Here is a 17078-nt window from a genome sequence, read left to right on the forward strand (position 1 = left end):
ACGCCCTCCTTTCAGGCTGAACGGTCTTATTCTTCAGTGTCTTCATCATCCCGACGACGGCGACGAATCAGGTAGATAATTAGCAAGATTAGTAGAATTAAAATCAACATGGCTAAGGCACCTAGTCCAATCAACAACCAAATGTTAATGCCAGGATTATCCACGGAATCGCCATTGTACTTGCTGGCTTGAGCCTTAGTAATCGTGAAGTCCCGGTCAAACACCCAAGTCCGATTCGTGTTCTTCACAACCATATGCAGGTGATAGCTGCCGGCTGCTAAAGGCGTCTTCCCATAAAGCATCGGATAGCTAAATCCTGAGTTGGGCGCCATTTGCACGTTTTCCTGTTTGAGATTCTTAACAACCTTACCGCCATCACGATTGGTAATGGTCGTATTCATCTTGAGATTAGGAACCATGGTCGCCGTTGGGTTTCGCAGATTTGCGATAACGCCTCGGTGGTAGTTGCTAACACCAGCCGCCACTTTACCTAACTTCAAATCACCACTGGGGACCTTACCCATGACGTATTCCATACCAACGACATAAGAGTATTTGTTGTGAACGTTGTTACTGCCTTTAACATTACCCGTAACCTTGGTATTTACACGTTCAAAGTACCAACCGCCCAGAATAATACCATTGAAATTAGTTTCGGGCATGTTCACTTTGGCCGAAACAGTCTTACTTCCCTTAGCAGGAATCGTGACTGTCTTTTGTCCTTGCACCTTAGTCAAATCAGCCATTTTATATTTCAGAGAAGGATCATAATTTTTCGTAACATTCGTGTAATCAATCGCACCACCAGAATTGGTCCAAGCCGTATGAATAGCCGACTTCACCTTAATTTCTTGGTTGGTCACATTATAAATCTTAGTCCGCAGCGTTTGTGTTTGCCCAGACTTCATTCTCAATTCAAAGAACGAATTTTGTTTATCAATCTGATTCTTCGGCAACTGGGCCGAAACACTGTAGCCAATATCATTACTGGCCGTTGCCGCATGAGCGGTAGCCGGAACGAGCCCACCAGTCACGAGGCTCAAAACTGCGAGTACCATGAGTTGAATCTTCTTAAATTCTGACATACTTACACCTCTGCCTTACCCTAGTTAGACACTCTTGTCATATCAATTTCATGATACTACATATGTAGGCGAAAAAGGTGCTCATCTTTAAACAATGGACACCTTCAATCGCAATTAGATAATTGTTATTCAGCTGGGATTGCTGGGGTATCACTTAAAGTCCAGTTCAAAGTCCCATTGTAGGTACCAGTCTTAGTGTTAGGACCAACGTTAGCCAACTTGATGTTTGAAGGATCCAGTTGGAAAGCAGTTTGGCCAGCACCGTTATCAGCGGAGGCTTGGTAGATAGTCTTAGCAGTAGCACTTTCAGTAGGCACACTTACTGTGTTAGCAGTGATTCCAGTCGTGCTGGCTTTGTTTGAAATTTTCGTAACATCGCCGCCACCATTAAAATCAACGGTAGCACCCTTCAAAGTATTCGTATTCGCATCTTTATCTTGTGCGTTGGTCATTGGCGTACTTGATAATGATACTGCCCAGCCAGCATTAGTCCCACGAGTATCAGAAATTTCAGTCACGAAGTTTGTGTTGGCAACTTTCGCATCCGTAAATGAACCGGTGCTCAATGAACTCAAGTCCAATGATTGTGTGTTGTTGCTAACTGATTCGGCTGAACCGAAGTCCAGAGCGTCAGTCACATACAGGAAAGTCAAGTTTCCATCACCAGTAGTCGCACCGTTACCACCATTATCACCAGTAGATGGTGTATCTGGATTGTCAGGATCGACTGGCGTCGTAACAGGCTTTGGTGCCGTGAATGCTGCGGTCGTCTTCGTAGTCCCAGAAGTTCCGTCAACTGTAGCCGCATTAGCAGCAACTGGCGCAACCGTCCCCAACAACAATGCACTTGCTAATACGATTGTACTTAATGTCTTCTTCATAAATAAAGCACCCCTTAGATTTATCTTTTATGGATTCCCAAAACACTGTGACAGACAACACATCTTATGGGTCGTCATGATTTTGGTAACGCATGAGCACCTCAATCATTAAGACCAGTTGTGGAAAAGTAACTCCCCCTAGAAGGATGTTACGCTTCACTAACTATGTAACAAAGCTATTATATGACCAAAAGATTGGCTTGTAAACCATTTTTGGTCAAATATGTTAAATTAATTTAATCAGGTGATAAAGAAGCTATGATTACCGCTGTTTAGGCATTTATAGTCATTAAAGAAATGACAGTATCAGCTATCTACGGTTTATATTAACTATCCATTTATCCCCATTTGGATAACGCTTTCATCATTGTAACAGGGCCTCAATCATCTATCGGAGTAAGCTTCAACTGACTTTTTGTCAGTTGATTGTTTTCACTTATATTGTAGCTAAAGGTTGGATTATTTGAAAAATTTTTCATGGATATTTCTTTACTAACCCACGCTAAAGTTAACCTATTTCTGAATTTTTCATCGGTTATAAGTGGTTCATTACTCGGCACTCATCACTTAATAACGTAAAAATTCCAATAAAAAATGATGGCCACAAGGACCACCACTTTGGACGCACAATTAACAATCTATTTAATTGCTATCACACTTTTCTTATTAGCAGTCAAATATTGACCATTACTCAAGACAAACCGTGTTGTTAAGTTATGCTGCTTTAAACCAACAATGTTCAATACCTTGCCCTGCTTCACATGTTTCGTCCGCTTAGTTAAATTGACATTCTGGTATAAATTAACACCCTTCTTGCTTAAAACCTTAATCTGCTTAACCGATTTTTGATAATAAGCTGATCCGACAAAGCCTTTCCGGGCTGTCACGTATCCCGTCATACCAGCAGTTTTGCTGGTATGATTTACATCTTTAACTTTATAACGGAGTAAACCTGACTTAGAGTAATCGTAGCCCGTTACGACAAACATTGGCCGATTGGTTCTGGTCGTTTTAGAATACTTCACAAGCCGCTGACTCTTATTAAACGTTGGCGTTTGATACAGGTACAATGTCTTCAGCCCATAAATAACCGACTGCTTAGGGGCATCGATATCGGACATTGCACCTGCCGTTACGATTAATGAAACCGTCTTTGTTTTCCCATTTGCTGCTTTGAGAACGACTGAATAAGTCCCTGGTTTCTGAAGATTGGCTGTACTAGTATCTACCGTAACCGGAATAGAATTTCCCGAACTGTCAGTTGCCTTTGCATCAAAAGTAGCCGCATCAACAGATTGTCCCACCTTAACAGTTGCAGTATCATTTGCTATTAAACTAGATTGATCAGACGCGTTCGTCGTCCCTGTCTGACTGCCCGGCTTAACGTAATGCACGGTCGTAACGTATTTCCCTTCCTTAGCGAAATTAATCTTAACTTCCTTCTGGTCAGGAACGTACTCGTCCACGGAGGGACTGGTAATCATGATTGGCGTCTTTCCGGCATAACCAGTCACTACATCATCGGCATGTGCCGCTGTGCCATCTGGTAAGACGTATTTAATTGTCATTTGATAATCATTATTAACAATATAGATATTAAAATCCGGTATCCTATAATCATATCCCGCTGTACTAGGATCCGCAGCAGGTTCTGGCACAATCGGTTTTGCAGCTTCTTCACGCGTCTTCTCCATATCAACAGATGCCTTTGGGAACATTGAAATATATTGCTCTACATTGAACTGGAACGTGTCTGCATCAGGAGCCATGTCAGGATCTTTAAACATTTTAGAGAGCTTAGAAAGAGCCGTATCTTGATTGATAACATTATTTGAATAATCAAAATAAGTATTGACAATATCGTACATTGTGTACGAAGAATTGAATTGTTCTGAAAATAGCTTTTTATAGAAATCATTATAAGTTACGCCATTAACATCACTGTCCTGGAATGATTCAGGGTTAATATTGGTACTATCACCACCAGAGCGACCATCAACCCAAACCCTGTTCGTACTGTCATTCTCTGATTCAAAATACATATCGTATATATATCTTGAATTTGAGTCTGCCTGGGCTACAACTGTCCCAGGACCCTTAAAGAAACCGAAACTACACACCACTAGGAGAAGCCCGACGCTAAACAGAATTTTTTTTATTACTTTTCTAGTCATCACACTCACCTCTTATCTATAGTGTAACGCTTAGGTGACTAGTTTGGCTACAAAAAGTTAATCGACTACGTGTGAATGTTTCCGCTTACAATACTGTATCATCAGCAAGTCCGTTATTATGATGTTTTCAAAATTCAATTCAATTGATTGACTTGAATTTCCTATTATATACTCAACGTTTTAAATGTTTTGTCTTTAATTAACCGTACTTTCGGCCTACCCTCGCCTAGCCAAAAAGCTTAAAATTTCGCACTTGATTTCACCTTGCTTGTCCTCTGCGACAAATCAAAAACCACTTGAGCCCTTATCGATATGGTAAGAAGCTCTAGTGGCTTTTGCTTTGCTCGTTTAATTACCAGGTCATCATGGCTTTTCTCGGCTCCAAACCCAAATCAAGCCCAAAATTTTTGTGGATTATGCTAGTTCGGTTTATTTAAGAGCAGTGTTAACGGGTAAACTGCTTGAACTATCGCTAGCTGGACTACTAATAGCATTACTGCCACCGGATTCAGCATTCTCACTGTCATGTTCCTTAGCATAGTCTGCACTAATATCCGTGCCAGCAACAGAACCGGGCGCATTTGTCAGCTCCCAATAGATTGTGCCTTGGTACGTTGTCGTATTACTACCCGAAAAGATTGTCGGCATCGCATCCAGGTACATTCCCGTAGCCGGTTGGTTCAGCGTTTGTGTCGTTGTCGACCAACCGTCCGTCGCGTTCACGTCCTGAGTAACTGAACGGTCACGGGCACCTGCAGAGACTGCCACAGCAGAAGCCATTGATTCACGGTTGCCGTCAGCGTCAACGTAGACCATGTGACCATCTAGCTTCCGTTGATTCCCATCAGTAGAAGTTAAATCCGTTGCCTGGGCCAACACCGTCCACTGCGTACCTGAGGCTTGTGTATCATGCACCAGTATTTGTGGCAGTGTTTTTGGTGCAATCAGTGTTTCCTTAGATGGCACACTGATTGCACCAAAGTTCATCTCGTTATCAACATGACTTAGGTAAAGCTCACCCGCATTCCGTTTAAGGGTAATATCAGCCGTACTTGTCGTCCCAACACCATCTGAATTTGTCGCCCCAATTTTAACGGTTAGACTACCATCGTTGGCTAGTTCAGCAAGCTGCGTTGCAATATCGGTCTGATCAGACTTCAGCGTCACCTTGCTTAAATCATATGGCGTTCCCAGATAGGAAACGGTGACCCCCGCCTGTTTAGCAATCCAGTTTAATACCTGACTATCAGAAGACATCCCTTGCAAATCCTCCAAGGTATCTGGATTGATGTCTAGGCTATTCGTAGGTGGCGTGATCTTCAGCGCCGGATTAATTGTCGCTCCAGCAGTTGCGTGATCACCCATGTCATTATATTCAGTTACCCCAAGCGTAGTTGTTCCCGTATCAGGCATGTTGACTAAATTTCCAATATAATCTGGAAAATCAATTTCAAATGTTCCATCTGCACTAACGTTATCGCCAGAATAGTCCGTATCTTCGGTACCCTTGGTCAAGGTCGCAGCAATCTTTAGCCCCGGATACCCGACTCCTGTAACTTTCTTGTCCGACGCCATGATGTTCTTAACATTCCCTGCACCTGTTGCTTTAACTGTCGAATTGATATACATCTTAGGATCAAACAGCCAGTCGGTCCCTTTCCAGGTAGTTTCAAGCGCATCATCTTCAGTGATTCTGGCATAAACCAAATAATCCGTTTTCGTTGAGTTGGTATAGGTAATGGCAAATCCCAGAGATAAGGGGAGCAAAGTATAAAGCTTTGACAAATTGACATCAATCTCATAATAATCACCCGACGTCGTCACACTAGGAACAGCAGATCCACTAATCAAATCAGTTCCCACAGCAAAAGGTTTGGCATCTCCAGCTGGTGCATTGGGATCCATATTAGATCGCATAACCTCTGGCTTGATGCTCTTAATCTTGCTGGTCGCACCACTAGCCATTCCAAAACTTCCAGACACCTGTAGATAAATTTTAGTCGTGCTCATTGTAATTCTATTTGTGCTTGATAGTCCGTTGGCCGCAACGACCCCCAACTTTGGTCTTGTTGGAACCGACCATGTCGGCTCTATCTGTCCCATGTACATCGCACCTTTATCTGACCTCGCCGAATAGTAGGCACTAGCGGTATTTACCGGGTTAGCACCCGCTGGCATTGTTGCAGCATTGGCTGAACAATTCCCAACCAAACAAAGCCCCAACACTACGGCCAGCAGTAAGCCAAGTTGCATGATGAATTTACGAAACTTCATTTTGACTCACTCCTTCTCCCGTAGCTGGCGTGCTTGATGGTAAATAATTGCCACTAAAATCAACACAATCAATAGTAGAATACCCACTAAATCAGCTAGTAAAGATTGGACTTCACTCGTCTGCGGCAATCGTCCAGCTAAAACATCAGCCGCTGCGGCCTTCAACGCCGTGACACCAGTCTCTTTCTTGTTGGGATTAGCATTATCAGTGGTATCACTCCCACTACCATTCCGCCGCAAGTCATGCCCATGGGTCGCTGTGGTCGCCGCACCAGAAGTCTTCGTTGGCGTTTTGCCATTGGGAATCTTATCATCGGAAATCCGAGTTGCGGGATTGCCCGTAAAGGTAATACCCACCTGCGTTTCACCCCGACTAACCACGTTGTCAGCGAGCGCTGATGTCCCCATGCCTAGACCCAAGGCCAGCGTGAGCACCAACACTAGTTGCATGATGAGTTTCTTCATGATCAACGCCCTCCTTTCCAGGTAGACTCGTTAGTCTTCGGCTTGTTCTTCTTGCTTCTTCTTGTTCCGCCGAATCAGGTAAATGATCAGTAAAATCAAGAGAATCAGAATCAGCATACCCAGAGCCCCTAAGGCCAGCACTAACCACAAACTGATGCCGGAGCTTTCAACCGATCCACGGTTAAACTTGGCCGCTTGAGCCGCCGTAATCGTAAAGTTACGGTCAAAGACCCAGGTCCGGTCCGTGTTCTTGACGACCATGTGCAGGTGATAATGACCTGCCTTCAATTCTTCCTTCCCAAAGTACATTGGGTAACGGAAGGTCGTGTTTGGGGCCATCTGAACGTTTTTCTTAGTTGCTTGTTTGATAACTTTGCCGCCATCACGGTCGGTAATCGTCGTCTTCATGTTTAAATTAGGAATAATCACGGCTGTTAGGTTCCGCAAGTCTGCGAACACCCCACGGTGATAGTCACCCAATCCAGCGGCGACCTTGCCCAATTTCATATCGGGATTAGGCGTCGTATTGCCCATCGTGTATTTCATCCCAACCACGTAGGAATAGCTGTTCCGCAGGTTGCTGGCACCCTTGACGTCACCGGTGACCTTGCTGTCGACTCGTTTGAAATACCAGCCACCCAAGATAACCCCTTTGAAGGACGTCTTTGGCATCTGGACCTTCGCCGTGACAACCTTAGAGCTACCGGCCGGAATCGTCAGTGTAGACTTGCCTTGAATCTTACTGATATCACTCATCTTGTAACGCAGTGAGGGGTCAAATGAACTGGCTGGCTTCACGTATTCGATGGCACCGGCACTGCTGGTCCAGGCCGTATGAATCGCGGTCTTTACCTGAATATCTTGATTGGTTACGTTGTAGACGCGGACCTTCAGATATTCCGTTTGGTTTGAAACCATTTTCAAATCAAAGAACGAGTTTTTCTTGTTGATCTGATTCTTGGGAATCGATGCCTTCACGCTATACCCGACTTCGTTTTCCCCAGCCGCATTGGCCACCGTTGTGAGTCCCAAGCCACCTAAAATCAAACTAAAAACTGCTAAAACGAGAAATTGAATCTTCTTAAACTCTTGCATCTCTACACCCCTGACTACCCTAGTTAGTTTTTATCTATGATGATTATTGCTATGTGTTGGTTATAACCGTGTTATGTAAGGTAAAAAGGTGCTCATCCATAAACCAATGAACACCCTCTACCATATAAGAAACTTATTTAGCTGGGGTATCACTCAGCGTCCAGTTGATGTCACCAGAGTAGGTCACACCACTCTTGGTGTTAGCTGGGATCGAAGTTAATTGGACGTCACCTGGATCCATTTGGAAGGTCGTGGTCAACATCCCACTACCCGCCTTGGCGCCGTAAATAGGTTGTGTCGAGGTCCCATCAGTGGTCATGCCACTAACAGCACTTTGGGTAATTCCGCTTTCAGTATCGGAAGAGCTCTTAACAGTGGCAGCAGTCTTGCTGTTCAAATTAAGTAAGGCACCGGTCAACGTGTTGGACTTGTCAGTAGTGGCATCAGCCTTGCCGCCAACCGTCATTGGGTCAGCACTCAAGCTGATTGACCAACCGGCGTTTGTCCCACGAGTATCCGTAACTTCAGTCAACAGGTTGGTGTTGTCTGCAATAGCAGTCCCAGTCCCAGAGGTCCGGCTATTATCAACCTTTTCAGCAGTGGCATCTTGGGTATTCGTTGAAACATCATGTGATCCGAAGTCAATGCCCTTAGAAACGTAGAGCAAAGCCAAGTCACCGGCAGGATTAGTGGTGTCAACCCCACCCTTGTCACCTGGATCTGGCTTGGTTGGGTCAGTTGGGTCAACTGGGTCGGTCGTGGCTTTTGGCTTGTTAAATGAAATTGAACCTACCGTCTTACCAGTCATCTGACCAGTGTCCCCGGTAGCCGCATTGGCCGTAATTGGTGCCACGGCACCTAACAACAAAGCGCTGGCTAATAAAATACTACTAATTGATTTCTTCATGAAGAATACACCCCTCTTGTATTTGTTATCTGCATGGTTCCCACATAATTAAGCACCATATGCTAGTTGTTGCATTAATCCTTAATGGGCTTACGTTCCCAAGTAACGGATACACCCACGATGACTAACAATTTGAGACAAAAATCGTTTCAAATCGCGTTACAATCAACTAACTATGTAACAACGTCAGTATATGTCAAAACAGCGTGTGTGTAAACCTTTTCTGTTAAAATATATTCAACTTTTTTAAAGTTAACTTAAAAACGTTGAAACGCCGGCAGTTCGGCTGTTGTAGCCATTCTAAATGTTTCATATAATGTCTAATAAGCACTTTACTAGACAACAAAGTCCCACAATTATCCAATCAACGAGACTATTCGTTATAATCACGATAAGCGCCGGTATGCCGTGAATAGTGTGCCAATCAATGGCGAACAATCATTCATACTATATTCCCATAGAAAGAACCCTATAAACTATCATTAGGGTGGTTACAGTCAAAAAATCTTTATTTTCCGCATTTTTCACAAACATTTACGGGTAAACAAAAAAGCCAGCTCAACGGCATCTCCCGTCAGCACTGGCTTTCAAGCTAGTCCTCTAGTAATTTCCGGACCAACGATTGTGTAACACTTTCGCGTTTTTCGCGCTCATCAGCCCGCCGCAGGGCAACCTGCTGGAGCGCCGACAACGTGGCCGCTTCAGCCTCGGCTGGCAAGGCATACAGGCGATGATAAGCCTGTTTGATCTGAGCAAATTCAGTATTCTCGCGAACCAGCCCCCGTAGTTGGGTGGTCGTCACGTGATTTTTCTTGGCTGGCACCCAGTCATTTGCCGGTTGAACCGCCATCCGCTGCGTGAAGGCCTGCCGCAATTCCGCCGGCCAAGTGGCTGGCAACGCATCCCCCGCCGTTAACCGGGCCCGCAAGCTTTCACAGTCTCGGTAAACACTCACTGGCACCTGTTGACCCTCCCAGGATTGTTGGAGCTTGACCAAGCTAGCCGTCCGTTCCGTTGGCGTCAGGTCAAAGCCAATCGCCGCGTTAAACAAGTCATCCCACCAATCACGTTGGCGCTGGTGGGCACGCTGGCGACTGGCCCGGTTCAAATCCGCCACCAGGTACCGTGGCACGATTTGGAGCCGCGCCGCCTGAATCTGGCCGGTCCTGGCAAATTCCGTGGCCATCACCCCTAGTTGATAGGAGTTGACTAGCTTCTTCAGGCTAGCCGGCATGGTAAGGGCCGCGAGGTTTTCCTTAAACGCAGCCAACGGTAAGTGCTGGGTAATCAGATTGGCCACCCGCTGTAAGTAGCTCCGATACGGTGCCGACGCCCGCAACTCCTGAACCGCCGTACTTTCTTGGTTCTCGGCGTGTTGCCAGGCCGCCTGCGCCTCTTCCTCGGCCAACTGTTTCTCCCGTTCAGCCCGACGCTGGGCCGCCTGTTGCGCAGCCGTAGCCGCTTCCTGGTCAATCCCCGTCAGGACGTCATACTCCGTCAGGTATGGTTTTAACTGGGTTTCCGGCAAGGTCGTTTGGGGGCGTTTCAAATACCCCGTCACCGTATCCTTGGTCCCATGCCGGACCCAGTGCTGGCGCCGTTGGTGGGTTTGAGGCAAGTTAGGCAAGGCTTCAGGGTCCCACAAAATTTCTGGCACCTGGGGGTAGTGGGCGGTCAAATCGTCGTATTGGGCGACCGCATGGATGTTATCCTCGGTGGTGATGGTCATCAGGTACTGCATTTCATCACTCATGAACTTCTTCACGCACTCGGAGCCAACAATGATCTTATGGCCGTCCTTGCGCAACACCACGTGGTATTCGTAGCGCACCGGCTTGTGACAGAGCGCACAATGCCGCCAATCCAGCCGGTTATTGCTGGGATTGATCACGTACGGCGAGTCCGCCAATAATTTCCACGCCTCGCTGCTCTGAACTAACCAGTCGACTCGCTGCTCCAACAAGGCTTCTCGCGCCGAGCGGGGGAGAAAATCACTGCTGTCCTTAATCGTGGGGTGGTCGCGCAGCAGTGGCATTAGTCGGGTCAATCCCGGCAACGCCAGTGCACGCTGACTCAGTTGTAGGAACCGGTTCTCGGCCGGCGTCAAAATGGTGGTTGCCATGCGTAACGTCCTTTCGTCTCAAATTCGCGTTCTTTTAGTCTACCATAACTCGCCGCAAAATAGGGAACATATGTTTATTTTTTCTTTTCGCCTCCGGGATGGTAAAAACTGAGCCGAAACGCAGTGGTGCTGGCCGTTCCCGCCGGCGGGCTCAAAGCGCCCTGCTGTGGGGTCGGTTCCAGCCTGAGAAACAGGCTTCCACCTCAACTTTGTGCCTGAAAGGCGGTCACAAAGGTTGTCCCATGGGCTAAGCTGAGAAAATCACTCAGCTAAGGCCATCGACACAGCTGGTCACTTTGGCCCGCCTCTGGTCACTCACATCGACCCGGTCAGCTCATTTTCACCAGCCCTGCAGCTGACACGGGTTTGACCCACAATCCTACTTCCCATCTGCGCACGGATGGATTATTGCCTGCTGAAATTCTGACTGGTTTCACCACTATGGATGTCCTAACCATGTAAAATAGACCGCTCATTTCACAACTACCTAGTGAGATGAACGGTCTACCTAACACACATATTCACTTATAAAGTCGGTCGCAAAACAATTTCATTAATATCCACGTTCGCTGGTTGCTCAATGGCAAAGACCACCGAAGCCGCAATATCCTCAGGCCGCAACTTCGGGACCGATTCCAGGTTAGCGTTGCGCTGGTCCGCAAAGAACCCCGTCTTCACAAATGCTGGGGAAACCATCATGGTCCTGATGTGTGCGTCAGCTTCCTCCGCACGAACGCCATCCATGATGGCCCGCACGCTAAATTTGGTGCTGGCGTAAACCGTATTATTTTGCCCGACCTGATGCCCAGCTGTCGAATCGGTCGCAATGATCTGGCCACCCTGCTGCTTCTCCATGACCGGAATCGCCGCAGCCAGGCCGTACAAGACACCCTTCACGTTGATGTCGATCATTTTTTCCCACTCATCGACCCGGCCCTCATTCATTGGCGCGAAACTCATCACGCCAGCATTTAGGTCTAAAACATCAATCCGGCCATATTCAGCCAAGGCAAAATCAATCAACGCCTGAACCTCAGCCCGGTTACTGACATCGGTCGCCTTGAAAATCGCCTGGCCACCCGCTTGGTGAATGACCGCCGCGGTGGCTTGCAGGTCCGCTTCCTTACGCGCGGCCAACACGACGCGATGCCCATGACTCGCAGCTAGCAGCGCCGTTGCTTGACCGATGCCACTAGTTGCGCCCGTAATAATAATCGTCTTTGCTTGTGTCAAACCCATTCGCCTCATTTATTTAATTAAGTGCCACGCTAAGTTACTTCAGTTTTCCGTTCATAAACTGCGCCTCACCGTTGCCAAAGCTCCAGTCGGCCCGCGTATTCCCCACGATATTGATCATCACATCAGCGGGGGCGACACCCGTACCAGCCGCGAGTTCCTTTACCAGCCGCGCGTAGAAGCGTTGCTTATCGTCCTCGGCGCGGGGGCTGGAGGTCAGGCTGAACATCAGAAACTGATTCGTCCGCTCAAAGCCCAAGCCAACGTCTTGAATGATCATTTCTTCCGGGTCGTGCTGGGTCACGATTTGGTACCGGTCACGGGGCAACAAGTGTAGTTCTTCCGTCGCAACCTGATAGGAAATATCCAGAATCTTTTTGATTTCGGCTTTGCTGCGGCCTCTAAACATATCAATCCGTATTAATGGCATCGTAAAAACTCCTTTTCTGATTTCATTTCCACCCTGAATCTTACCACGGGTGGCTTCGGTAACTGGTTTGCACGACTCGCGCCATCACATCCGACGCGACACGCTAACAACAGAACTTAGCTTACTACGAAACGGTGCCAAATAACTTGATAATTGTCAATTTCAGGCTATTTCTGCCACTTTAAAAAAATCCGCCGTCCCAACCTCCCGGACAGCGGATTCCCACACCTTTTAATTTTCAGCGATCCAGCGTTTCAACGCCACCCCAGTCCGCGAATCAGCCACGTTGACGGATTCACGTGGCGTGCCGCTATACTGGATGTGACCGCCGTAACGCCCGGCATCCGGGCCGACGTCTATCAACCAGTCGGCCTGGCCAATCACGGCGAGGTTGTGCTCGATGATGATCAGCGAGTTGCCGGCCGCGACCAGTTCATTGAACAGCTTCAACAGGCGCGCGGTGTCCTGCAAATGCAGACCGGCCGTGGGTTCATCCAGCAGGTAAATCGTTCCCCACTTACCCAGTTCGACCGCCAATTTCAACCGCTGGAGTTCCCCACCGGACAGTGTCGTCAGGGGTTGCGCCAACGTCAGGTAGCCCAGACCCACGCGGTCCAGGTTGGCCAGTTGGCTGGCGAGCTTAGGCGTGTCCTGGAAAAAGGCCGTTGCCGCCTTGACCGACAGCTGCAGCACCGCCGCAATGTTCTTGCCCTGATAGGTATACTGCAGGGCTTCCTCGCTGTAGCGCTGGCCGTGACAGAGCTCACACGTCTGCACGACCGGGTCCATGAACGCCATGTTGGTAATCGTGACGCCCTTCCCCTTACACCGCGGGCAGGCGCCCTTGCCGTTATAACTGAACAGGCTGGTGCCGACCCGATTGTTGGCGTCGCTAAAAAGCTTGCGAATCTCATCCAAAATTCCCAAGTAGGTGGCCGGCGTCGAGCGGATGTTGATGCCCACGGGCGCTTGGGCCAGGTCGATATAATCCTCCGTGAGCTGCGACTTCAACGCCGTAACTAATGAAGACTTCCCGGACCCGGCGACCCCCGAGATGACGGTCATCACGCCCAGTGGGACATCCACGTCCACATTTTGTAAGTTGTTCTGCGTGACGTGTCGTAAGGCTAAATGCCCGGTTGGCTGCCGTTCCGTGCCCCAGTGATGGGCCTGGCGCAACCATTTGCCGGTCAGCGAGTCCGAGGCCAGCAGCTCCGGATAGGTCCCGGTAAACGTGACGGTCCCGCCGCCCTTGCCGGCTAACGGCCCCATCTCAACCACGTAATCCGCGAAGTCGATCATTGCTGGGTTATGTTCGACCACCAAAATGGTGTTGCCTTTATCCTTCAACCGGGTCAACGCCTGCTTGACCAACTGAATGTCGTGCGGATGTAACCCGACGCTGGGTTCATCTAAAATGTAGACCATATCGACCAAGGCGCTGGTCAGGTATTTGGCAATCTTGATCCGTTGGGCCTCCCCACCGGACAGCGAACTGGTGCCGCGATCCAGCGTCAGGTAGCCCAGACCGATGTCGACCAACGACTGGATCTTGGTGCTGAGCTCCCGGACCACGTCGGCGGCCAACGGTTCGGTAATGCCCTGCAAAAACGCCAGCACGTGGCGCAGATCCATGGCGGTGACCTCGGCAATGTTGTGGCCGTTGAGGTGGTTGGTCAGGACTTCCGGCTTCAACCGCGTGCCCTGGCAAACGGGACACGGATTGCGCGTCACAATTTCCGCAATGGCCTCGCGGTGGTGTTCGGCTTCCTTCTTGCCAATCACGGAACGGCGAACCCGCGGCACGACGCCCTCATACAGCGCCGTGCGGGGAAAGCCCTCGCCCGGGTGGTCCAGCTTCTGTTGCGGCGCGTGCATCAGTAACTCGTATTCTTCGGCCGTGTAATCCTTGATGGGCTTATCGTCGTCAAACAGCCCGCTGGTCGCGTACCGCCGCCAACGCCAGGTGTCCGGACCAAAGCTAACAAACGTGATGGCGCCCTGATTCAACGACTTTTCGGGGTCAATCAGCTTACTTTCATCAATGTCGTCCACGTAACCCAGGCCCTGGCAGGCCGGACACATCCCCTGTGGCAGGTTGAACGAGAAGCTGTCGGAGTAGCCGATGAAGGGCTTGCCAATGCGCGAAAATAGCAGCCGCATCAACGAATAGATCCCGGTGTACGTGGCCAGCGTCGACCGGGCATTCTTCCCCAGCCGCTGTTGGGCGATGACGATGGCGACCGGTAGGTGTTCAATGTCGCCGACGTGCGGTTGGCCATATTTGGGTAAATACTGTTGCGTGAAACTGGGGAACGTCTCGTTCAGTTCCCGTCGTGAGGCCGCCGCAATCGTATCAAACACAAGCGAGGACTTGCCGGACCCCGATAGCCCGACAAACACCGTCGTTTGGTACTTGGGCACCCGCAGGTTTACGTGCTGCAGGTTGTTTTGCGTGGCATCCTTGATCTCAATGAAGCCTTGCTTGAAAGTTGGTTGCATCTTCTCTTCCCCTCTCATGGTTTTGGGCTAACGCTGTGTTATGGCCTTTAAAAATGGTGAAAACTGCGCCGGTACGCGGTGGTGTCCGTTCCCGGCGGCGGGCTCAAAGCGCCCTGCTGTGGGGCCGGTTCCAGCCTGAGGTACGGGCTTCCACCTCGACTTTGAGCCAAAGAACGGTCTCAAAGGTCGTCCCGTGGACTAAACTGAGAAAATCACTCAGTTAAGACCACCGACACAGCTGGTCACTTTGGCCCGCCTCTGGTCACTTACATCGACCGCGTTGGCTTATTTTCAGCATTTCCGCGGCTGACATAGCGTTAGTCTGTACTTAATTCATGGATAACCCTTTAATTGATTTAATGACAGATAGTCTCAAGATATTAGTCAGATAATCACTTTCCCTGCCATCAGCGCTACCGTTTCACCTTACCATATTCTAAAATTTTGTGCGGGGATAGCGACTATCAAGACCAGCCAGCGACTCATAACTTCGTCAGATTAATCTCTGAAATGAAACAGGACTGCCCTTACAGACACTTAGTCTGAATGGGTAGTCCTGTCTTATTTGACTCCTCCATGCTAGAGTTACCTAAAATTATACATATCGGTTCCCTGGTAAGAACCAAAGGTTGAAAGTGTTCATTTAGAGTCCATACTAACCGGATAAATTCAGCAATACCCAGCCACGTAACAAACCGTTAATTACCTAAAGTCGCTTAACGGATAAGTAGAGACATCATGATCGATATGTGTCTTGAATTTCACCTGACCATTTCGATAAATCCAGGTTGTCCCCTGACTATCAGTACCATACGTTTTTACCCGAACTAACTTCTTACTCTTTTTGGAAAAGAAATGAACATTAGTGTAGGTCGGCTCAGAAAATTCATGCGTTATCGTAAAATGACTCCGCAATTTTTTCTGACTTGAGATTGTCTTCCAAGGCTTACGCCAATATTCATATGCTTTTACACGAGTGGCAACTCCCCGGTAAAAATCAAATCGGATTGGACGGTTATCCATCCCAACAGTCAAGACACGTAGTCGATGTTGACGGCCATTTTTAATCAAATAGACCTTCTGTGGCAGTGCAGAGCTGTCATTCACGTCAACCCGATTCCCAGTCGAACGCTTACTCTGCACTTTCAAGACCATTTTTTCTTTTCCTCTAATCTTCAATAGCTGATGACCTAATCCTTTATAACGACCAGCAATTAAAGCTTTAGGTGATTTGTAGACCCACCCTAATGACCTCTTGGCAGTCTTAAGATAGACGTAATGATCTCCGTTAGACTTAATCATTTCCCTAGTGGCATACAGTTGCGTCGTCGTAAGTCGATCAAAGACGTGCGTCACGTAGACGTAGTGTTTCGTATTAACCGGATTAGACCAGATATGATAAGCATAAGGATTGCCAACGTAATATAACTGCTTAGATTTATAAGTCCATTCCGACTTAATCGTCTTAACCCGCTTCATATTTACAGCCTTAACGTACCCATAGTCAGCATCCTCGTTATAACCAGCCGACCCCTCAGGATTTGACTTGTTGTTAAATCCATTAGCGTAGTATCTGAAAACATGGTAATACACACCAGTAGCTGTTTTCACTTTTCTCACACTGCCAAAGAAAGCGCCTTGAGCCGTCTCATTATCCGACACAACTCCATCTTCAGTGCCATACTCCTTTAAGCTCCGGTAAAATTTTGCTTTTTTATTGGCAACCTTGTAGGCCACGTCCGGATCCATCATTGTACTGGATTCAATCTTGCCGACCTTTTTATTACTATTTGACGATGCTGCAGAAGATGACGCTTTTATTGCTCCTTCCTTTTGACTTGTACAACCAACGACAATAGTCCCTAAACTCAATAAAAATACTACCCCAATCTTCGTTAACTTCATTA

General features: G+C 48.0%; 12 protein-coding genes. All 12 read right to left on the bottom strand.

The annotated features are described in order from the left end of the window. Positions 1-26 precede the first annotated feature (26 nt). The 12 genes from JUF22_RS00735 to JUF22_RS00790 all read right to left on the bottom strand — a co-directional run bounded on the left by JUF22_RS00735 (position 27) and on the right by JUF22_RS00790 (position 17076). Complete coding sequence (locus tag JUF22_RS00735) at positions 27-1085, bottom strand: WxLIP family cell surface protein (RefSeq protein WP_203642423.1); 1059 nt, start codon at positions 1083-1085, stop codon at positions 27-29. Positions 1086-1210: 125 nt separating this feature from the next. After that, on the bottom strand, positions 1211-1966 hold the full coding sequence (locus JUF22_RS00740; protein ID WP_203642425.1) for a WxL domain-containing protein: 756 nt from the start codon (positions 1964-1966) through the stop codon (positions 1211-1213). Positions 1967-2604: 638 nt separating this feature from the next. After that, the gene (locus JUF22_RS00745) at positions 2605-4140 is read right to left on the bottom strand and encodes a DUF5776 domain-containing protein (RefSeq protein WP_203642426.1); all 1536 of its coding nucleotides are present in this window, start codon (positions 4138-4140) and stop codon (positions 2605-2607) included. Between the two features lie 429 nt (positions 4141-4569). Then, a complete protein-coding gene (locus tag JUF22_RS00750; protein ID WP_203642427.1) occupies positions 4570-6414 on the bottom strand; it encodes a hypothetical protein in 1845 nt (614 codons plus the stop codon). A 6-nt stretch (positions 6415-6420) separates the two neighbouring features. Beyond that, entirely contained in the window at positions 6421-6879 is a 459-nt protein-coding gene (locus tag JUF22_RS00755) for a hypothetical protein (RefSeq protein ID WP_203642428.1), read from the bottom strand. A gap of 30 nt (positions 6880-6909) precedes the next feature. Continuing rightward, positions 6910-7974, bottom strand: a complete 1065-nt coding sequence (locus JUF22_RS00760; RefSeq protein ID WP_203642429.1) for a WxLIP family cell surface protein — start codon at positions 7972-7974, stop codon at positions 6910-6912. Between the two features lie 133 nt (positions 7975-8107). Further along, on the bottom strand, positions 8108-8881 hold the full coding sequence (locus JUF22_RS00765; protein WP_203642430.1) for a WxL domain-containing protein: 774 nt from the start codon (positions 8879-8881) through the stop codon (positions 8108-8110). Between the two features lie 592 nt (positions 8882-9473). After that, positions 9474-11003, bottom strand: a complete 1530-nt coding sequence (locus JUF22_RS00770; RefSeq protein WP_203642431.1) for a hypothetical protein — start codon at positions 11001-11003, stop codon at positions 9474-9476. Between the two features lie 525 nt (positions 11004-11528). After that, positions 11529-12236: an SDR family oxidoreductase gene (locus JUF22_RS00775; RefSeq protein ID WP_373306097.1), complete on the bottom strand. Its 708-nt coding sequence runs from the start codon at positions 12234-12236 to the stop codon at positions 11529-11531. Positions 12237-12276: 40 nt separating this feature from the next. Continuing rightward, a complete protein-coding gene (locus tag JUF22_RS00780; RefSeq protein WP_203642435.1) occupies positions 12277-12669 on the bottom strand; it encodes a tautomerase family protein in 393 nt (130 codons plus the stop codon). 231 nt (positions 12670-12900) lie between these two features. Beyond that, on the bottom strand, positions 12901-15171 hold the full coding sequence (locus tag JUF22_RS00785; protein WP_203642437.1) for an ATP-binding cassette domain-containing protein: 2271 nt from the start codon (positions 15169-15171) through the stop codon (positions 12901-12903). 702 nt (positions 15172-15873) lie between these two features. Further along, positions 15874-17076 (bottom strand): hypothetical protein, encoded by a 1203-nt coding sequence (locus JUF22_RS00790; RefSeq protein WP_203642439.1) that lies wholly within the window; start codon positions 17074-17076, stop codon positions 15874-15876. Positions 17077-17078 lie beyond the last annotated feature (2 nt).

Origin of the sequence: Levilactobacillus lanxiensis, from assembly GCF_016861655.1 — a bacterium.
Taxonomy (GTDB): domain Bacteria; phylum Bacillota; class Bacilli; order Lactobacillales; family Lactobacillaceae; genus Levilactobacillus; species Levilactobacillus lanxiensis.